An 18,376-nucleotide genomic window follows, 5' to 3' on the forward strand; every position below is an offset into this window, starting at 1 on the left:
ACGGGGGTTTCCCGGGGGGCCTCCTCACGGGTTTCCCGGGGGGTCTTCTCACGGGCTTCTCACGGGCTTCTCACGGGGCCAGGCGGGACACCGAGACGAGCGACGGGACGAGACGGTCGCAGATCCGGGCCCCGGAGGACACCACCACCAGGGCCGGAGAGCTCAGCGGTTCGGGGAACTCCAGCCGCAGACCCTGCCGCCCCTCCCGGAGCACCCGGACCGGGATCTCCCCGCCGCTCTCCAGGTCGAGGACGACGATCCCGTCGACCGCCATGGCGTGCAGGTGCGCGGCCATGCTGTACGGAACGGCGGACAGCCGCCCCAGGACGCCGCGCGCCTTCCTGCGCACCACCCGGCGCACCCGCAGGGAGCGGGCCCCGAGGAGCCGGTCACGGCCCTCCTCGGCCGCGGGCACGCCCTTCCTCCCCTTCGGAAGCCGTCCCTCCACGCCCTGGAGCCGCCGGACGGCGGCGGCCTGGGCGCGCGGACGGGCGTCGGCGCCCCGCATGCCCAGGTGGAGCCCGATCCGCCCCACCGCGGAACGCTCCCCGAACGGCGGCGGGTTGACCACGACGATGCCCCCGCTCAGGCGCCGCGGCCCCGGTCCGGCGCCGCGGAGCACGCCGCCGGCGCTGACCAGCGAGGTCGCCTCGCAGCTCACCCCGTCGACCAGCGCCGGGAGGGGCCGTCCGAGGGCGGCCGGGACGTCGCCGAACTCCACGCGGTCGATGCGGACCCCGACCGCGCTCGACGGCATGACCCTCCCCGTCACCGCCTCCCTGACCGACGGCGGGGTACGGCGCCACCCCTCGACGTCGGCCACTTCGAGGCAGAGGAGCCCGTCCGGGGGGACCTCGTCGGCGGCGAGGTCGAACTCCACCGTCGCGTACGGCCGCCGCCTCGCCTCGCGCGAGTCGAGCACGACGCACTGCCGGAGCGTCCCCTGGGAGCGTATCTGGAGCAGGCGGGGCAGCCGCGCCCGCCCGGCGGCGCCCTCGGAATCCTCAGAGCCCTCGGGGCCCTCGGGGCCCTCGGGGCCCTCGGCGTCCTTCAGCCAGGCCTTGACGGCCTTGTTGTCGATGGAGAGCCGGACGCGGACCCGCACCCCCGCCTCGCCGCCGAGCACCTTGAACCCGGCCAGGCCGGAGGAGGCGAACCTCCCGACGTAGCGCGTGCCCCGGTAGATCTGGTCGGTGACCTGGAAGCCGGAGGTCCGGCCGCTCTCGACGACGACCGGTGGGACCAGGGGTTCCACCGCGCTCTCGTGAACGGTCGCGAATCCGGTGCCGATGGCCGTGTTCATCTAGTGACTCCTGAACGGAAGGACCGCTGACTCCAGCGCGTCCGGTGCCAGCAGGTCGAAGCGGGTGAGGAACGGCTCACGGCGTTCCCACATCCGGGCCACCGAGGAGAAGAGCGGGTCCCCGTCGCTCTCCACGTGGCTCATGTTGACGGAGAGGGTGCGCAGCAGGGCGCCGCCCGCGCCGGTGTCCCAGGCGGGGACCAGCGGCGTCGGCACGTCGGCCGCGCACCGGTAGAACCAGAGCCACAGCCGGGCGCGCTCCCGCTGCTCCGCGCCGAGGATCGTCCTGCCCTTGGCCGCCAGCTCGATCGCCGTGTCCAGGAGGTTCCAGTACGCGGGCCGGTCCTCGGCCACGTGGGAGAGCCCGCAGGCGCTCCACTCCGACCACCCCGCCTGGATGACGGGGATGCCGAAGGCCGGCAGCTCGTTGCTGACGCTGCCCCGGACCGTCACGCCGACGTCCGTCAGGCTCAGCAGCAGGTTCTTCGAGATGCTCGTGCTGGGCCGGAAGACCATGTGGGGGCGGTCGGCGTACCGGGCGGCGACCCGGTCGAAGAAGCCGGTGCTGTCGTATCGGATCTGGCTGGGGTGGTCCAGGAAGAGCCAGTTGGCCGAGTCGTCCGAGGACGCGTGGGCGGCGGTCTCCTCGAACCACTGCCCCAGGTCGTCGAAGATCTCCTTGTTGGTGCCCAGCGCGTCCGAGACCGTGTGGCTGAAGACCGTGACCACCGGGCGGTCCGGCTCGAACTCCAGCCGCTGCAGGGCGTGGGTGCGCACCTGGTTGCGTTCCACCTCGTTGCGCAGCTCGGCCGTGGCGAACGCCCCCGCCCGCCACCAGCTCGGCCGTCCGAGGTTCCCCTTGGCCCGCGCGGTCACCAGCTCGGCGTTCGCGCGCACCCGGTCACGGTTCGCCCAGACGGCCCGTTCGAAGTACTCGCCGATCTGCCCGGTCAGCTCGGCCCGGTAGCTGGCCAGCCCCGCGCGCTTCTCGGGGAAGAGCGCGTACGCCTTCATCGACCCGGTGCTCTGCGCGTAGACCACCGGGATGTCGCGCCGCATCGCCGAGTCGACACCCATCCCCCACTGGTCGTAGTCGACGTGGCTGGTGACGAACGCCACGGGCTCGACCGCGTCGAAGATCCGGTCGTAGACGGCGGAGAAGGCGGCGGTCTTCCGCTGCCGCTCCCGGTACGCCGGGTCGGAGGCGGCGCCCTCCGGCAGCCTCGGCAGCAGGTCCAGGCGGCACAGGGTCGCGCCCAGGATGGTGTCGAGATAGGCGGGGTCCAGGGCGGGGACGTCCCGCCGCGGCGGACGGTCGCCGAACCCGCGCAGGCGGACGTCCGCCTCGCCGGTCGCCTCGAACCCGTTCGCCAGCTCGTGGAGGTCGACGACGTCCGACGCGCCGAAGGCGTGCGCGAACGACCGGATCCGGTCGACGTCGAACTCCTCCCAGTGCAGCGTCTCCTGCCACCGGGGGTCGACCCCCGTCACGACGACGAGCTTGGCCGGGGTGACGCATCGGATCGCGTTGGCCAGCACGAAGTTCCGGAGGAGGACCCGGACGTCCGGGTGCAGCGCCTCCACCACGACGCACGCGTCGCCCTCCGCCCGGGGCAGGCGGCTCCCCCAGTACGTCGCCGCGGTCATGAGCAGTTGCTCGAACTGCGGTCGGCTTCCTGCGTTGATCATGTTTCCCCCGCCGTATGTGTCTCGGTGTTCTTCCGTCAGTTCCAGATGGCCCGGACGAGCCGGCGGACCACCCGGCGGGGCCCCGTCGCGCCCTGCGGGGCGTCGCGTTCCAGGGACCGTACGGCCCGCGCCTCCCCGGTGGCCGTGCGCCGCCGGATTCTGGCCCGGTGCAACTGCTCCTCGCGGGAGGTGAGCCTGCTCTCCAGCCGGTCGATCCTGGCCCGCGCCTCGCCGAGCCGGTCGCGCAGCGCGTCACGGGCCAGGATCAGTTCGCGGTAGGTCGGCAGGCCGCGGACCGCTTCCGGGCCCTCGGCGCCCAGCGCCGAGGCGATCTCCTCTTCCAGCGCCGCGGCCCGGTCGAGGTCCCCGTCCTCCAGGACGAGGCCGCCCATCGCGGCCAGCGTCGCGGTGACCTCGGCCGGGGAGAAGGAGCAGGGCCACGGATGGTGGTGTCCGGCGTCGAGCAGCCGGACCGCGAACCGCCGGAGGATCCGGGCCAGCAGGACCCGGAGCGGGATCCGCCCGTCGAACGTCCAGCTCGCGTCGATCAGGTGGAGCGCGCGGCCGTCCCAGACGAGGTTGTCGGTGGTGGCGAAGACCGGGCCGCCCGAGACCGTTCCGTCCGCGGCCTGCTCGGACAGCAGAGCGGTGAGCGCCCGCAGCAGCCGCCTGACCGTCCGCAGGTCCTCCCTCGCGCAGGCCTCGACGATCACCTCGTCGAGGACCCGCCCGTCGGGGACGGTCCCGCCGCGCGCGCGGAGGTCTCTGCCGACCCTGCCGACCGTGAAGGGGAAGTCCTGCGCCGAGGGCCCGTACCTCCACCGGCCGCCCGGTTCCCGGACGAGCTCGTGGACGACCGCCCACGGCCTGCCGCACAGGTCGTCCCCGACCAGCGCGTCCGGCGGCGGGCACGCCGGCGCGGCCGGCGGAGGGGCCCCTTCCCTGCGGGCGACCACCGTCCACGCGGGCGCCAGGCGGGCCGCCAGGCCGTACCGGAAGGCCTTCCTGGTCAGGTCGGCCGGATCGGCGAGGGCGTGCCGGTCGCCGCGGCTCCGCGCGCCCGCCATGAGGACGACCGCGTCGGGGACCGGCGGACCGGACTCCAGCACGTCGACGGCGAGCAGCGCCCGGGGGACCCCGGAGGCGGGGAAGGCCGCGTAGCACCGCTCGGCGGTGAGCCCCTCCGACTCCAGCTCCCGCACCAGCGCCGCAGGTCCGGTCGGCTCGGAGCGGTCCCATCCCCGGGGGGACCAGTCCGCGTCCGTGCGGTCCCGTTCGGCGGGCTTGGCCTCGGCGAGGCGGTCGATCCCCATGCCGTTCACCGCGGTGAGGACCAGCGCCCCGCCCGGTGCGACGAACCGCGCCAGCTCCGCGAACGTCTCCCGCCAGGACGCCTCGGGCGCCTCGGGGGAGCGCAGGCGGTGGAATCCGTCCAGGGCGAGCACCGCGTCGAAGCCGCCGGGCACGTCCAGCCTGCCCGGCTCACCGCAGTAGACCGTGAGCCCCCGCCCTCCGGGATACCGGTTCCCCAGCGCCAGGGCGTCCGGGAAGGACCGCAGCAGCACCGCGACGGACGCGGCGTGCCCGGTCAGCCACGGCAGGAGTCCTTCCGGCGGGGGTCCCGCGACCAGCACCCGCCCCGGAGAGGGCAGCACCCGGCGGACCAGTTCGCCGAGGCAGCCGGCGTCTCCCGGATCGCGGACCGCGTCCGACCAGGTGAGCATCTCGCCGCCGACGAGCCGGACGTTCGGCGGCGCCTCCAGGCCGTTCACGCGCACCGGACCAGCGCCTCCCGCTCCCAGCCGAACAGGCACCGGAGCTCCTCCGGGCCCGCCATGTGCGCGAAGCCCAGTTCCCGCTCCGCGATCTCCGCGGCGGTGGCGCGGTCGACCTCGGTCCCGTGCAGTTCGGGCCAGAGCCGCCTCTGCCGCCCGGCGCCGCCGAACTCCGGCCGCTCGTTCTCCAACTGCATCGGATCCCCGTACACCGCGACGTCGCAGCCGACCGACGCCCCGTAGAACAGGGCGCTGCCGAGCCGGTTGGAGGCCACCCGCCGGTGCCGGCGCAGTTCCACCAGCTGCCGGAGGAGGAAGTCGTGCCCCTTGCGGTCCCAGCGCGTACCCCGCTCGCCGTGGCAGACGACCCGGAACCCGGCGGCCTCGTACCGCCGGCGGATGTCGGCGTCCCGGAACTCGATCCAGTACAGGCACACGGTGACGTCGTCGCCCTCGGTGGCCCTCATCTCGTCCACGAGGCGGTCGTGCCCCCCGCGCACCGCCTGCTTCTCCCATCCGTGGAAGGGGTACCAGATCGTGCCGCGGCGCTCCTGCGGGGGAACGCGTCCGGTGTCCGGCTCCATCGCGAGCAGGTAGATCCACGGCGCCCCGATGAGGTAGTGGCCCCGGCGCCCCATCGACCAGCCCCGCCTGCGGAGCACGTCCGACCAGACGAACCGCGGATACCCCGGGGTGCACCACTCGTCGTCGGGCTGGAATCCGTGGAGGTGGTTCCAGCCGTGCTGCAGGAATCCCCGGATGCGCGGCACGCCGTCCTCGTCCAGTCCGCAGTATCGCGCCAGTATCCGCGAATGGCCGTAGTAGTGATTGGACCCGTGCACCGCGCTCCCCCTGACAATCGCGCCGGTTCAACCCCGTCCGACCCTGCCAGCCGTACGGACCGGCGACAACGCGCTATGCACTGCCTTTACCTCGGCTGTACGCTTCCCGGCGTCCGGTCCGTACGGCGACGCGGTCCCCGCTGATCCGTGCTCCCCGTTTCCTCCGGCGTCCCCGGCGCGGAGACCGGGCGGTCAGGCGGGTGCGCCCGGCCGGACGAGCTCCATGACGAGCACGAACTCCTCGGTCCCGTCCACCGGCCTGGTGTAGGAGCCCACCTCGACGAACCCGTTGCGGCGGTGCAGGGTCCGGACCGCCGCGTTGTGCGCCAGGACCTCGCACCGCAGGGTCTCGACCCCCAGCTCGCCGAAGGCGTAGCCGATCGCCTCGCCCTCGACCGTCAGCCAGGCCGCGAAGAGCTCGCCGCGCGCGCCGAGGCCGTCGACGTCGAGGTAGAAGGCCCACCCGGCCCGGCGCGCCTCGGCGTCGTGGTCGAAGAAGTTCACCACCCCGCTCGGCACCCCCTCGTGCTCGTAGACGAGGATCCGCCGGGTGGCGTCCGCCATCGCGCCCGCCCACCACTTGGCGTGTTCGGCTTCGCCGATCTCGTGGGTGGTGAAGCTGGCCTCACGCACCCGCGGGTGGTTGCGCCATCTCCGGATCATCTCGCTCTCGTGCTCGAACGCCCTTCTGAGCATCGAGGCCGCCCCTTCCGCGTCGTGGGATGCGCGGGAGGGCTCCGGATGCGCTCGCAGCCGCGCTCCGGAACGCGAGGCCTCCGGCCGTGACGTCCCTCCCGCGGCGCGGCGCATCCGCGAACACCGCTCGCCGCGCACAGTCGATAACGCAGTGTAACGAAACGGACGTGCCTCGGTTCGCAGAACGCCGGATCGCCGCACGGCCCGGCTCCGCGGGGGAATCGGTCACGTCCCGGCGCCGACCAGTTCGTAGACCTCGCAGCTCCCCTTGCGGTACCGGAGCTCGGCCACCGCGGCCAGGTGCCCGGGCGGCACACCGTGGCGCGTGTCCACGAACAGCCAGCCGACCCCGTGCTCCGTGCGCAGGCGGTCGGCGGAGGACGCCGAAGGGTTCCGGAAGAGATCGTCGTTGGCGGCCAGCCGGCCGGCGTCCCAGAAAGGACCGGGCCGCCCTTCGGAGCGCGCCCGGTAGGCGTTGTCCTTGGTGGTGTACGCCCATCCTTCGACCAGGACCCGCCGCTCGGTCAGGGCGGAGATCCAGAAGTGCCGCGGATCGCATCTGGCCCGGTCCGGCCGGCGGCAGTGCACGTTGGTGGCCACGATGTCGTCCGGCGACGACATCGAGCGCAGCCGCCGCGCGGCGGCCACGGCGCCCTGCGGGATGATCGCCTCCGAGGCGTCGAACGCCTCGGCGTCCCGGTCGGCGGAGGCCGTCTCCGCGGACCCGGCGTACTCGACGGGCAGCGGGATCGCGTACCCGGCCATGACACCCGACACGACGGTCCACGCCGACACGCCGAGCGCGGACCGCCGCAGGAGGAGCCGGAAGGGAAGGACCGCGAGCAGGGCCACGAGCCCGAGGGCGGCGTAGGGGAGGACCGCCTTCGCCGCGGCCTCGACCACGTCCCCCGCAGCCGCCGGGGCCATGGCTCCGGCGGCGGTGAGGGAGCGGGACAGGTGCAGCGTCACGACACCGGTCGCGAGGGCCGCGAGGAAGACGGCCGCTCCGGACCGGGTGGCCGTGAGCGCGCTGATCCCCCAGGCCACCAGCACCCACAGGTGCGGGTAGGCCGAATGCAGGATGTACCACTCCCCTCCCCCGTGGTGCTTGAAGACCAGAACGCTCACCAGGCCGCACGCGAACATGCCCGCGAGGAACACGGCGAACGGGTCCCGGGGCAGGTGGCGGCTCCGCACCAGGCCCGCGACCGGCGCCTTGGCCGCCAGGAGGGAGGCCAGGAGCACCCCCGCGCCCAGAGCCGTCCCGGCGAGCAGGCCGTTCCCGGAGGCCCGGTCCAGTCCGGTCCGCCTGACGACGTCGAGTCGCCGCATCGTGGCGAACGGGTCGATCACCAGGCCCTGCGGTTCACCGCGGAAGACGACCGCCTGCACCAGGAGCAGCGTCCCGCCCACCAGGACCAGTCCGAGCGCGGCCGGCCGGTGCAGCCGCCGGTCGACGAGCAGCCCGACCGCGATCACCGTCGCCAGCCCTCCGCCCAGGACGACGAGGAAGCTGAGTTTGGAGCAGGCGACGGTGACCGTCAGCAGCGCCGCCGCCGTCCACGCCGCCACCGGCGGGGAGCCCGTACCCGGTCGGCGGAGCAGATCGAGCAGGAGCAGGACCAGGACGGAGAAGACCGCCGCGCCGAGGGTGTACGTCGGGCTCAGCCACTTCACGTTCCCTCCCTCCGCCGCCGCGTACGAGGCCCATCCCAGGGGGTTGACCGGAGCGGCGACGAGCGGCAGGAGCAGGGCGAGCGGTCCGGTCCACGGCTTCCCGCTGAGCCGCCAGGCGAGGACGGCGATCAGCACCGCGGCGGCGGCGATCTGCGGCGGCTGCGACAGGCGGAGCAGCAGGGTCTGCAGCTCCACTCCGCTGCCCCAGCCGGTCGCCGCCAGGTCCGCGTAGACGAACCAGTAGTAGTTCAGCGGCTCGCCGGCGACGTAGGGGGTCGACGGCGGCATGTGGTGCTTCAGCTCCGCGGCCATCGCGAGGTGGAACGGCATGTCGACGTAGGGGTTCGCGTTCCCCGGCCAGCGCAGCCCGTGCGCGGTGAAGTGGACCAGGTGGACCTGGAGCAGCAGGTGACCGAGCAGGGCGGCCATCGCCCAGGACCACCAGATCGGGGCCCGCGGGCCCGGGCCGGTCACGCGCCAGTGCCTCCGCAGGCCGGGCACGGCGGCGAAGACGACCAGGGTGATCACCGCCCAGGCGGGCGTCAGCAGCGGCTGCCCGACGGCCCGGGCCGGGATGTAGGACAGGATCTGCGCCGTCGTGCCCAGGACGAGTCCCGCGGCCAGATCCGTGACCAGGAGCCCCGGTCCCCGGCGGACCGCCCGCCACAGCAGTACGCCCGGGACGAGCACGGCGACGGTCAGGTAACCGGTGAAACGGAGCAGGTCCCCGCCGGGGACGCCACTGTGGACGAGGATCCCCGCCGTCAGGGCGCCGAGCACGACCGCGGGCATCGCGTGCAGGACCCGCCGGCCCCCGCCCGCGGGCGGGGGCGGTTGGACGTGCTCGGGGGAGGAATGGACCTGTGTGCCTGTCATCGGTATCGCCCATCCAGTGGTCGAGGGAGCCGAGGCGGTGCGAACGGCCGTCGCGGCGCGGCCCCGGGGAGACCGGCGATGGCGCCGGAGAGGTCGCACCGGAGAGGTCTAGGGGCCGACCTTGCGCGCCTCGATGACGAACCCGCTCGCGATCACGGGGGCCGCCGGGTGGCGGGCCATCACCGCGTCCAGGATCTTCAGCGGGGAGAGCACCCACATCAGGGGGACGAGCGCCCGGTAGAGCCGCTCGCTGCCGAAGGACAGGGCGAGCGCGAGCCACTCCTGGAGCACCCAGAGCAGGCCGGACGTCGGCCCTCCGCCCACCCGGACGTCCAGCACCTCGAAGTTCCGGAAGCGCGTCTCCAGGCCGACCTTCGTGTAGCGCTGGTAGTCGTCGGGGGAGGCGTGGAAGGGCACGATGAACGGCATGTAGCAGAACAGCCTGCCTCCCGGGGCGAGCACCCGCCACATCTCCGCGATGTGGGCGTCGGGGTCGGGCACGTGCTCCAGCACGGCGATGCTGGTGACGCCCGACAGCACCCCGTCGCGCAGCGGCAGGCGGGACAGGTCGGCGACGAGGTCGACGTTCGCGTAGGACCCCCCGTCCACGCAGATCACCCGGGGGTCGTACCGCTGCGTCCCGGAGCCGAGATCCGCCACCAGGTCCCGGTCGAGGTCGAAGCTCCGCAGGAAGGACCGCACGGATCCGCTCATGTACACCGGTGACAGGAGGCTGATGGCCAGGGGGTAGAGCGGGCCGAACCTCCGCTTGGCGCTCTCCTTCAGGTGGTTCAGCGGGTCCTGGCGGAGTTCCTCGTCGCTGAACCCCGCGAACGCGATCTGCGGGCCGTTGCGGGATCCGGAGACACCGCAACCGGGGCATCGCAGGGAGTCCGGCAGCGGACGCCGGCAGTCCGGGCAGCCCAGCGCCTCCGCCAGCCGGACCGACCTGCGGTCGGGCGGAACTGATTTCCTCATCCGAGACTCCTCGTGTGGAACTCCGGACTCCTCGGGTGGAACTCCGGACTCCTCGGGTGGAACTCCGGACTCCTCGTGCGGAACTCCGGCGACGACGTCCGCGGACCGCCGGAACCCGTCCGGGGTCCTCCGCCGAACCGCATCAGGGCCGGTGGGCGCGGAGCATCAACGACACCCCGGGCAGCGCGTGCACCGGCAGGTACCGTTCGGCCCTGATGACCGCGGTCAGCGCCGCGTTGACCAGGGCGGGCGAATCGACCACGTCGCCGCCGGTCGACGTGCGCCGCCGCAGCGCGACGACGGGGCGCAGCAGGACGTTCCAGCTCCGCAGATCGTCGACGGCGAGTCCGGCCTTCTCGATGAGGCCGGTCAGGTCCCGCCTGCCGTAGCGGCGGAAATGCCCGCTCGCCTCGTCGTGGGCCGACCAGAGCGCCATGTCGCAGGGGACCGATATCAACGCCGTGCCGCCGGGCCTCAGCACCCGGGCGATCTCGCACGCCGCGAGGTGATCCTCGTCGATGTGCTCCAGCACGTCGAACGCCACCACCAGATCGCACGTGCGGGAACCGATGGGCAGGTCCCGCGCGTCGGCTCTGACGGCGTTCAGCCCTCTGGCCCTGGCGATCTCCACGCCCGCCTCGGAGTAGTCCACCGCCAGCGCGTCCCAGCCCCGCTCCACCAGCACCCCGGTGTTCCCGCCGCCGGCGGCGCCGAGATCCAGCGCCCGGCCGGGCCGGCCGATCCTGCGGAGCTGCCGGGCGAGGACGGCACGGCGTTCCCGGTACCACCAGTGGCGCTCCTCCACCGCGGCGGTCAGCTGAATGTCGGACGCGTCCATGGTTTCCCCTGCTCCTGCGCGGATCCGGCCCGCCGGATCGCACGCCACCAGTCCTGGTTGTCCCGGTACCACCGCACGACCGCGGCCAGCCCGTCGTCGAATTCCGTGTACGGCGCGTAGCCCAGCGCCTGGATCTTGGAGCTGTCCACCGAGTAGCGCCGGTCGTGCCCGAGCCGGTCGGGGACGCGCACGACCATGTCCCAGCCCAGGCCGAAGGCGGTCAGCAGCCGCTCGGTGAGCTCCAGGTTGGTGAGCTCGACGCCCCCGCCGATGTTGTAGACCTCACCGGGGCAGCCCTTCTCCACCACGAGCTGGATCCCCCGGCAGTGGTCGTCGACGTGCACCCATTCGCGGACGTTCCGGCCGTCCCCGTACAGGGGGACTCTGCGCCCGTCGATCAGATGGGTGACGAAGAGCGGGATGATCTTCTCTGGGTACTGGTAGGGCCCGTAGTTGTTGGAGCAGCGGGTGATCCGCACGTCGAGGCCGTAGGTGCGGGCGTACGCCCGGCAGAACAGGTCGCCGGCCCCCTTGGCCGCGGAGTACGGCGAGTTCGGCAGCAGCGGCTCGTCCTCGTCCCAGGAGCCTTCGGCGATCGATCCGTACACCTCGTCGGTGGAGACCTGGACGAACGTGCCGACCTCGGCCTCCAGCGCCGCCTGCAGGAGCCGCTGCGTGCCGAGCACGTTGGTCGTCACGAAGTCGCCCGCTCCCGCGATGGACCGGTCGACGTGGCTCTCCGCGGCGAAGTTCACCAGCACGTCGTGACCGGGGACGAGCTCCGCGAGGAGCCGGGCGTCGGTGACGTCGCCCCGGACGAAGGAGAGTCCGCGGTGATCGGCCACCGGTGCGAGGTTGGCGAGGCTGCCGGCGTAGGTGAGCTTGTCCAGGACGGTGACCTGGACGTCCTCCCATCCCGGGTAGGCCCTTCCGAGCAGCGACCGGACGTAGTGGGAGCCGATGAACCCGGCTCCCCCGGTGACGAGGACCTTCATGCGCGCACCTGGATCCTGCTGTGGTCGCCGACCATGAGCCCGTGGGTGTTCGGGGCCCCCGCGGCGCGGTTCACTTCGACGTTCCGGCCGATGAGGGAGTGGGCGAGCCGGGAGATCCCGTGAATGGAGGAGTCGTCGAGCACGATCGAGTACTCGATCTCGGAGTCCTGGAGGACGCAGCGGGGGCCGATGGAGGTGAACGGCCCGACGTACGACGACTGGATCTTCGCATCGGCCCCCACCACGATCGGCCCGCGGAGGACCGAGTTCTCCACCACCGCGCCGGGCTCGATGACGACGCGGCCGGTGATCTCGCTCAGCCCGTCGACCGTTCCCCGGTTCACGGGCTCGACGGTCTCCAGGATCATGCGGTTGCACTCCAGCAGGTCCTGCAGGCGCCCCGTGTCCTTCCAGTAGCCGGAGACCATGTGCGAGTGCACGGAGTAGCCGTTCTCGATCAGCCACTGGACCGCGTCCGTGATCTCCAGTTCCCCCCGCGCGGACGGGGTGATCGACCGGACCGCCTCGTGGATGGCCGGCGAGAAGGAGTACACCCCCACGATGGCCAGTTCGCTCCGGGGGACGTCCGGCTTCTCCTGCAGGCCCACGATCTCACCCGAGGACCCGAGCTCCGCGACCCCGTAGAACCGGGGTTCCGCGACCTTCGTGAGCAGGATCTGCGCGTCGTATCCGCCGAGGAGGAAGGCGTCCACCAGGCCGGAGATCCCGCCGATGAGGAAATTGTCCCCGAGGTACATCACGAACGGATCGTCGGCGAGGAACTCCCGCGCGATCAGGACGCAGTGCGCCAGGCCCAACGGCGCCGCCTGCGGGATGTAGGTGATGTCGAGGCCGAACCGCGAACCGTCGCCCACCGCCTCCCTGACCTCCGCGCCGGTGTCCCCGGTGATGATCCCGACGCTGGTGATGCCCGCGTCCCGGATCGCCTCGAGACCGTAGTAGAGCACCGGTTTGTTGGCGACGGGGACCAGTTGCTTGGCAGAGGTGTGGGTCAGCGGGCGCAGCCTCGTGCCCCTGCCGCCCGCCAGGACGAGTGCCTTCACCTTTTCCATCTCCTCCGCGCCGGAACGGGATCGGCGGTGGCGGCCGATCGCCGTTCAGATTGTGTGAGGGGCGAAGCGGGCGGTCGGCGTGTTTTATGCTCCGCTGACCTCCGCATTGCCAACGCTATACACGTCCGCGGTCACGGAAAGTCCACGATCTGTTGATCGCGTATCCGGACAGGGCGCCGATCGCCATGACCGAGGACTGCGCGACGAGGACCGGCAGGCCGGCGAACTCCACCAGCGCCGGGACCCCCGCCGCCGAGGCCGCCAGGAATCCCAGTCCCACCGTGTAGAAGCGGAGGTAGCCCGCCATCCAGGATCCCCGGGTGATCCGGAAGACCGCGATGCGGTACCAGGGGTAGACGATCAGCACGGTGGCGAGGTGGCCGACCACGACCAGGATGGGATAGGGAACGCGACCGCCAAGGATCAGCAATCCCAGGGCAAGGAGGCTTAAATAGACCGCCACTGTCATGACGCCTCCCACCAGATATGTGGTGCGCTGTCCACGGAGCACCGGCGGCAGCACGTGTTCCCGTGCGGAGGGAACGTCGGCGGGGACCGCCCTCACATCCAATTCGGTCATTCGTCTACTCCCCGAGAAATAGCCGGTCAGCGGAATTCAAGGGATCGTACACGGTCCCGGATGATGCGCAGCCGATAGTCAGGAGAAAAGGTGCCGGTCTCAGTCGTCATTCCGTGCTACCGCTCAGAGCGGACTCTTCCCGAGCTCGTCTCCAGGCTCCTTCCCGTGCTTTCCGGAATATCCCCGCAGCACGAGGTCGTCCTCGTCGTGGACGGGAGTCCGGACGGCACGTGGAATACGGCGGAATCACTCGTCCGCCGGAACGGCGCCGTTCGCGCGATTCGCCTTTCCCGCAACTACGGTCAGCACAACGCCCTGATCGCCGGCATCAGGGAGGCGAGGTTCGACGTCGTCGTGACGATGGACGACGACCTGCAGCACCCCCCGGAGCAGATACCGCTGCTGCTGGCCGCGCTCGAAGGAGACCGCCTGGACCTCGTGTACGGCGTGGCCCACGAGGAGGAGCACGGCTTCCTGCGCAGCCTCGCCTCCCGGTCGATCAAAACCGGCATGGCCTGCGCGCTGGGGGTCCGCAACGCGCGCACGCTCAGCGCCTTCCGCGCCTTCCGGACCCGCCTGCGCGACGGGTTCGAGGAGCTCTCCGGACCGCACGCCTCGGTCGACGTGGCCCTCTCCTGGGGCACCACCCAGGTCGGCTCGGTCGGCGTGCACATGGACGACCGGCGGTTCGGCGCGTCCAACTACAACCTGCGCCGGCTGGTCGGATGCGCGGTGAACATGCTCCTCGGCTACAGCACGGCGCCCCTGCGCCTGGCGAGCTATCTCGGATTCGTCACCGGGATCATCGGGCTCCTCATGGGCGGGCTGGTCCTGTGGCGCTTCGCCACGGGCGGCACCACCGTGGCCGGCTTCACCACGATCACCTCGATGATCGCGATCTTCTCGTCCGCCCAGCTGATCTCCATCGGCGTCCTGGGCGAGTACATCGGCCGCATCCACGGAGGAGGGCTGGGGCGGCCGACGTACGTCGTCCGTGAGCGCGCGGTGCCGCCGCCCGCCGCCGGGCCGCCCGTCCAGCCGAACGGCGCTACCGACCTGGTGCGCGCAGGAGCCCGCTCCGGACCAGGTGAACGGTGACCACGGCGTGGGAGGGCTGGAAGCCGTGGCGCGCCCACACCCGCTGCACCTGCATGTTGTGATCCTGCGTGGAGACGAGCAGCTCCGTCGCCCCGCGGCCGAGCGCCCATTCCTCGGCCGCCCGCAGCAGGTGCCCGTAGAGCCCGCGCCCCCGCGCCTCCGGGACGACGCCGCCGATCGTGGGCTCCACCCGGGAGCCCTCCTGCTCCACCGCGATCACCCCCACGAACCGGGATCCCCCGGCTCCGCCGTCCCGCTCCCGGAACCCCAGGCAGTTCCCCTTCGCCGCGGACGTCTCCATCCACTCCAGGTATCCGGCGAGCGCCTTGTCCGGGTCGAAGAGCGGGTTGGCCGCGTAGTGGTTGCCGTACGCGACGAACACCTCCGAGATCAGCGCCGTGGCCTCGGCCGGGCTCACGCCCTCCACGAGCTCCAGTCCCTCCGGCGGCTCGGGCCCCCTCCCCCGCCCCGGAACCAGCCGCCAGTACACCAGGGAGCCGGCCGCCAGGGCGGTCCGGCCGAGTTCCGCGAGTCCGGCGAACCAGTCGACGTGCTCGGCCGGGTAGCGGAGCACGATCACGTCCGCGGCCGACCCGAGCACGGCCGCGCGGACCGCGGAGAACGGCGCGCCCTGCTCCCGCGACACGATCAGGCGCTCCACCGCGAGCCCGAACCGCGCCGATTCGCGCGGGGACCGGCGGGTCCGCAGGGACCGGGCCTCCGCCGTGTCGTTCTGCGTCATCAGGCCACCTCGTAGCTCCGGACGGCGTCGATCACCGACGATACGCCGCTCGCGCCGAGATCGGCATAGAGCGGCAGGCGTACCAGGCGGTCCGCGGCCTTCTCCGTGACGGGGCAGCCCCCCGGGGCGGTGCGCCCGTACCGTTCCCCCGCCGGGGCGGTGTGCAGCGGCTGGTAGTGGAAGGCCGCCTGCACCCCCCGCTCCGCGAGGTGGGCGATCAGCCCCTGCCGGTTCGCCAGGTCGGGGAGGAGCAGGTAGTACAGATGCGCGGGGTGCACGCGGTCGTCGGGGACCATCGGCTGCGCGACCTCGTTGGCCGCCGCCCAGTCCGCCAGCCCTTCGTGGTAGGCGTTCCAGACCGCCGACCTGCGCTCCTGGATCGCACTGAACGACTCCAGCTGCGCGGTCAGCTGCGCGGCCAGGAGATCGGACGGCAGGTAGCTGGACCCGATGTCGATCCAGCGGTACCGGTCCACCTGCCCGCGGAAGAACCGGCTGCGGTCCGTGCCCTTCTCGCGGATCACCTCGGCACGGGCGACGAGGTCCGGATCGTTCAGGACCAGCGCGCCGCCCTCACCGCACTGGATGTTCTTCGTCGCGTGGAAGCTCTGCGCGGCCAGGCGCCCGAGCGACCCCAGCGGCCGGCCCCGGTAGGACCCGCCCAGGCCGTGGGCGTTGTCCTCGACCACGGCGAGGCCGTGCCGTTCCGCGATCGCGCCGATCTCGTCCATCTCGCAGGCCACGCCGGCGTAGTGGACGGCCACGACGGCCCTCGTGCGCGGGGTGATCGCGTCCTCGACCAGCCGTTCGTCCAGGTTGAGGGTGTCGGGCCGGCAGTCCGCGAACACCGGGGTCGCCCCGCGCAGGGCGAACGCGTTCGCGGTCGAGACGAAGGTGAACGACGGCATGATCACTTCGTCTCCGGGCCGGAGGCCGAGCAGGAGGGCCGCCATTTCGAGGGCGTGCGTGCAGGAGGTGGTCAACAGGGCCCGGCTCCCCCCGAGCCGCTCCTCCAGGAGCCTGCTCGCCCTGCGCGTGAACGGCCCGTCCCCCGCGGTGGACCCTCCGCGCAGCGCCTCTTCCAGATATTCCAGCTCATTCGGTGAAACATGCGGTCGATTGAACGGAATCACATCGAGCCTGTGTGAACTCACCCGTGGATTGAACACGGAGGGTTCCGCCGCCACGGGGCGGACCCGTTTTTCTTTGACGTCTCATTACCGAGGACGTGCCACCGCCTACCGAGGACGTGCCACCGCGATCGCGGGCGGGCGGGGCCGCACGCCGCCCCGGCGGTCAGGCGGGCTTGCGCGCGCGCAGGAAGAGCGACACCCCGCGCATCGACTTCACCGGAAGGTGGCGCTCCAGCACGATGACGGCCGTCAGCCCAGCGTTGACGATCCACGGCAGCCCCGTCAGGTCGTTGCCCTCGCTGTTCCTGCGGCGGCGGACCACGACGGGCCGCAGCAGCACGTTCCAGCTCCAGACCCGCTCGACGGTCAGCCCGGCCTTCTCCACCACGCCGACGAGGTCCTCCCGCGCGTACCTGCGGACGTGCCCCACCGCGTCGTCGTGCGCGGACCACAACGACATGTCGCACGGCACGGCGATCAGCGCCGTGCCCCCGGGCTTCAGCACCCGGGCGAGCTCCTCCGCCGCCAGGTGGTCCTCGGCGATGTGCTCCAGCACGTCGAAGGCGGTGACGACGTCGAAGTGCCCGCTCTCCATCGGCAGGTCCCGGGCGTCGGCGTGCACGGCCTTCAGCCCGCGCCGCCGCGCCGCCTCCACGGCCGCCTCGGAGGCGTCCGCGACCAGCGCGTCGTAGCCCAGCTCCGCGAGCACCCGGGTGTTGCCGCCGCCGGCCGCGCCGACGTCCAGCGCCCTCCCCCGGGGCTGGAGCCTCCGCAGCTCCCTGCGCAGGATCGCCCGGCGCTCCCGGAACCACCAGTGACGGTCCTCGAGCTCCACCATCCGGGAGATGTCGGCGTCGTGCATGGGTCCGTCCGTCCGTTCGTCACACGTGGCCAGGCCGGGAGGGGCTCCGCGGCCTGGCCACCATGCTCGTGCGGGACGGCGGCGGGCTCACGGGGATCGGGATTCGCTTACGGCGCCGTGGCCGATCCTTTGCGGGGCGCCCCGCGCCGCCTGAGGGCGGGCTCCGGGAAACCTGAACGTCGGCTGGCAGAAGAGCCGGTACGGGCACCTGCGGCCCGTTGCCCGATTACGATACGTTTTTTACCTCGACAGCCTCATCCGCAACATTCGGAGTCCCCCTCATGAAGTCCTCCACCCGAATCGTCCTCGCGGGCAGCTGCGCCCTGGGCCTGCTGTCCGCACCGACCGCCGCGTGGAGCGCGGAGCAGAAGCCGACCGCCACCCCCAAGCCGACCGCCACGGCCAAGCCCGCGCCCAAGCCGACGGCCAAGCCCGTGCCCAAGCCGGTGGACTGCACGAAGGTCAAGTGCATCGCGCTGACCTTCGACGACGGTCCCGGCAAGTACGCCGACAAGCTGCTGGCCACCCTGAAGAAGCACAATGCCAAGGCGACGTTCTTCCTCGAAGGCCAGTACGTGAAGTCGCGTCCGGCGTTCGCCAAGCTGATGGTCGCCGAGGGCCACGACATCGGCAACCACAGCTACACCCACCCGAAGTTCACCGAGAGCTCCGTCGAGCAGATCCGCGAGGAGCTCAAGAAGACCCAGGACGTCGTCAAGAAGGTCACCGGCAGGTACCCGACGACGATCCGCCCGCCGTACGGCCTGCTGGACGACGACACCAAGGCCGTCGCCACCGAGCTGAAGATGCCGATCGTCCTGTGGAACGGCGGCTCCCGCGACTGGGCCACCAAGAACGAGAAGGCCATCTACGACGAGGTCCTCAAGAACGCCAAGCGCGACGGCGTCATCCTCATGCACGACTGGGTCGCCCAGACCGTCACGGTCATGCCCAGGCTCCTCGCCGAGCTGAAGAAGCAGGGCTACCACGTCGTGGCGGTCTCCTCCCTGCCCGGTTTCACGGCGCTGAAGCCGGCCGAGGTCTTCCCCGCGGGCGCGGCCGAGGACAAGGACCTGTCCGCCGACTCGCCCACCGGCGACCCGGACGACTTCGCCGAGTCCCCCGCAGACGGCAACTGAGCCGCCAGGAACCGTCCCAGGCGCTGCATCGGCAGCTCGACGTAGCGGTAGGTGAGCGCGCTCAGGCCGAACACCGCCGC

Annotated in this window: 16 protein-coding genes; 2 read left to right on the forward strand and 14 right to left on the reverse strand. The window is 72.1% G+C overall.

Features of this window, described 5'->3' with window-relative positions:
* Positions 1-70 precede the first annotated feature (70 nt).
* The 11 genes from HS045_RS04765 to HS045_RS04815 all read right to left on the reverse strand — a co-directional run bounded on the left by HS045_RS04765 (position 71) and on the right by HS045_RS04815 (position 13,322).
* The gene (locus HS045_RS04765) at positions 71-1,303 is read right to left on the reverse strand and encodes a hypothetical protein (protein ID WP_196449937.1); all 1,233 of its coding nucleotides are present in this window, start codon (positions 1,301-1,303) and stop codon (positions 71-73) included.
* A complete protein-coding gene (locus tag HS045_RS04770) occupies positions 1,304-2,992 on the reverse strand; it encodes a hypothetical protein (RefSeq protein ID WP_196449938.1) in 1,689 nt (562 codons plus the stop codon). It abuts the gene before it with no gap.
* Between the two features lie 35 nt (positions 2,993-3,027).
* A complete protein-coding gene (locus HS045_RS04775; protein ID WP_196449939.1) occupies positions 3,028-4,770 on the reverse strand; it encodes a class I SAM-dependent methyltransferase in 1,743 nt (580 codons plus the stop codon).
* Positions 4,761-5,609 carry a hypothetical protein gene (locus tag HS045_RS04780; RefSeq protein WP_196449940.1) on the reverse strand — a complete coding sequence of 283 codons (849 nt, stop codon included), beginning with the start codon at positions 5,607-5,609 and terminating at the stop codon, positions 4,761-4,763. Before HS045_RS04780 ends, HS045_RS04775 begins: the two co-directional genes overlap by 10 nt.
* Positions 5,610-5,801: 192 nt before the next feature.
* Positions 5,802-6,305, reverse strand: coding sequence for a UDP-4-amino-4,6-dideoxy-N-acetyl-beta-L-altrosamine N-acetyltransferase (gene pseH / locus HS045_RS04785; RefSeq protein WP_196449941.1), 504 nt, complete (start codon positions 6,303-6,305; stop codon positions 5,802-5,804).
* A 225-nt stretch (positions 6,306-6,530) separates the two neighbouring features.
* Positions 6,531-8,858 carry a hypothetical protein gene (locus tag HS045_RS04790; RefSeq protein WP_196449942.1) on the reverse strand — a complete coding sequence of 776 codons (2,328 nt, stop codon included), beginning with the start codon at positions 8,856-8,858 and terminating at the stop codon, positions 6,531-6,533.
* Between the two features lie 108 nt (positions 8,859-8,966).
* Positions 8,967-9,836 (reverse strand): class I SAM-dependent methyltransferase, encoded by an 870-nt coding sequence (locus HS045_RS04795; protein ID WP_196449943.1) that lies wholly within the window; start codon positions 9,834-9,836, stop codon positions 8,967-8,969.
* Between the two features lie 142 nt (positions 9,837-9,978).
* The gene (locus HS045_RS04800; protein WP_196449944.1) at positions 9,979-10,674 is read right to left on the reverse strand and encodes a bifunctional 2-polyprenyl-6-hydroxyphenol methylase/3-demethylubiquinol 3-O-methyltransferase UbiG; all 696 of its coding nucleotides are present in this window, start codon (positions 10,672-10,674) and stop codon (positions 9,979-9,981) included.
* Complete coding sequence (gene rfbB / locus HS045_RS04805) at positions 10,650-11,669, reverse strand: dTDP-glucose 4,6-dehydratase (protein ID WP_196449945.1); 1,020 nt, start codon at positions 11,667-11,669, stop codon at positions 10,650-10,652. Before rfbB ends, HS045_RS04800 begins: the two co-directional genes overlap by 25 nt.
* Entirely contained in the window at positions 11,666-12,733 is a 1,068-nt protein-coding gene (locus HS045_RS04810) for a glucose-1-phosphate thymidylyltransferase (protein WP_196449946.1), read from the reverse strand. The genes rfbB and HS045_RS04810 overlap by 4 nt, the downstream gene beginning before the upstream one ends.
* A 124-nt stretch (positions 12,734-12,857) precedes the next feature.
* Positions 12,858-13,322 carry a GtrA family protein gene (locus HS045_RS04815; RefSeq protein ID WP_196449947.1) on the reverse strand — a complete coding sequence of 155 codons (465 nt, stop codon included), beginning with the start codon at positions 13,320-13,322 and terminating at the stop codon, positions 12,858-12,860.
* Positions 13,323-13,412: 90 nt separating this feature from the next.
* Between HS045_RS04815 and HS045_RS04820 the strand changes: the two genes are divergently transcribed.
* The gene (locus tag HS045_RS04820) at positions 13,413-14,420 is read left to right on the forward strand and encodes a glycosyltransferase family 2 protein (protein ID WP_196449948.1); all 1,008 of its coding nucleotides are present in this window, start codon (positions 13,413-13,415) and stop codon (positions 14,418-14,420) included.
* Here HS045_RS04820 and HS045_RS04825 read toward each other — a convergent pair.
* The 3 genes from HS045_RS04825 to HS045_RS04835 all read right to left on the reverse strand — a co-directional run bounded on the left by HS045_RS04825 (position 14,371) and on the right by HS045_RS04835 (position 17,157).
* On the reverse strand, positions 14,371-15,162 hold the full coding sequence (locus HS045_RS04825; protein WP_196449949.1) for a GNAT family N-acetyltransferase: 792 nt from the start codon (positions 15,160-15,162) through the stop codon (positions 14,371-14,373). The genes HS045_RS04820 and HS045_RS04825 overlap by 50 nt on opposite strands.
* Entirely contained in the window at positions 15,162-16,349 is a 1,188-nt protein-coding gene (gene rffA / locus HS045_RS04830; RefSeq protein ID WP_196449950.1) for a dTDP-4-amino-4,6-dideoxygalactose transaminase, read from the reverse strand. The genes HS045_RS04825 and rffA overlap by 1 nt, the downstream gene beginning before the upstream one ends.
* Before the next feature lie 109 nt (positions 16,350-16,458).
* A complete protein-coding gene (locus HS045_RS04835) occupies positions 16,459-17,157 on the reverse strand; it encodes a bifunctional 2-polyprenyl-6-hydroxyphenol methylase/3-demethylubiquinol 3-O-methyltransferase UbiG (RefSeq protein WP_196449951.1) in 699 nt (232 codons plus the stop codon).
* A 281-nt stretch (positions 17,158-17,438) separates the two neighbouring features.
* Here HS045_RS04835 and HS045_RS04840 point away from each other — a divergent pair, with 281 nt between their 5' ends.
* On the forward strand, positions 17,439-18,296 hold the full coding sequence (locus HS045_RS04840; RefSeq protein ID WP_196449952.1) for a polysaccharide deacetylase family protein: 858 nt from the start codon (positions 17,439-17,441) through the stop codon (positions 18,294-18,296).
* The last annotated feature ends 80 nt before the right edge of the window (positions 18,297-18,376 follow it).

This window comes from Planomonospora sp. ID82291 (genome assembly GCF_015711645.1).
Classification (GTDB): Bacteria; Actinomycetota; Actinomycetes; order Streptosporangiales; family Streptosporangiaceae; genus Planomonospora.

What these genes read in the sequence shown, in the direction of transcription:
- HS045_RS04795 (WP_196449943.1), bottom strand. Translation starts at nt 9,836, where the DNA reads ATGAGGAAATCAGTTCCGCCCGACCGCAGGTCGGTCCGGCTGGCGGAG.
- HS045_RS04790 (WP_196449942.1), bottom strand. Translation starts at nt 8,858, where the DNA reads ATGACAGGCACACAGGTCCATTCCTCCCCCGAGCACGTCCAACCGCCC.
- HS045_RS04840 (WP_196449952.1), top strand. Translation starts at nt 17,439, where the DNA reads ATGAAGTCCTCCACCCGAATCGTCCTCGCGGGCAGCTGCGCCCTGGGC.
- HS045_RS04815 (WP_196449947.1), bottom strand. Translation starts at nt 13,322, where the DNA reads ATGACCGAATTGGATGTGAGGGCGGTCCCCGCCGACGTTCCCTCCGCA.
- rfbB (WP_196449945.1), bottom strand. Translation starts at nt 11,669, where the DNA reads ATGAAGGTCCTCGTCACCGGGGGAGCCGGGTTCATCGGCTCCCACTAC.
- HS045_RS04835 (WP_196449951.1), bottom strand. Translation starts at nt 17,157, where the DNA reads ATGCACGACGCCGACATCTCCCGGATGGTGGAGCTCGAGGACCGTCAC.
- HS045_RS04770 (WP_196449938.1), bottom strand. Translation starts at nt 2,992, where the DNA reads ATGATCAACGCAGGAAGCCGACCGCAGTTCGAGCAACTGCTCATGACC.
- HS045_RS04825 (WP_196449949.1), bottom strand. Translation starts at nt 15,162, where the DNA reads ATGACGCAGAACGACACGGCGGAGGCCCGGTCCCTGCGGACCCGCCGG.
- HS045_RS04765 (WP_196449937.1), bottom strand. Translation starts at nt 1,303, where the DNA reads ATGAACACGGCCATCGGCACCGGATTCGCGACCGTTCACGAGAGCGCG.
- HS045_RS04800 (WP_196449944.1), bottom strand. Translation starts at nt 10,674, where the DNA reads ATGGACGCGTCCGACATTCAGCTGACCGCCGCGGTGGAGGAGCGCCAC.
- pseH (WP_196449941.1), bottom strand. Translation starts at nt 6,305, where the DNA reads ATGCTCAGAAGGGCGTTCGAGCACGAGAGCGAGATGATCCGGAGATGG.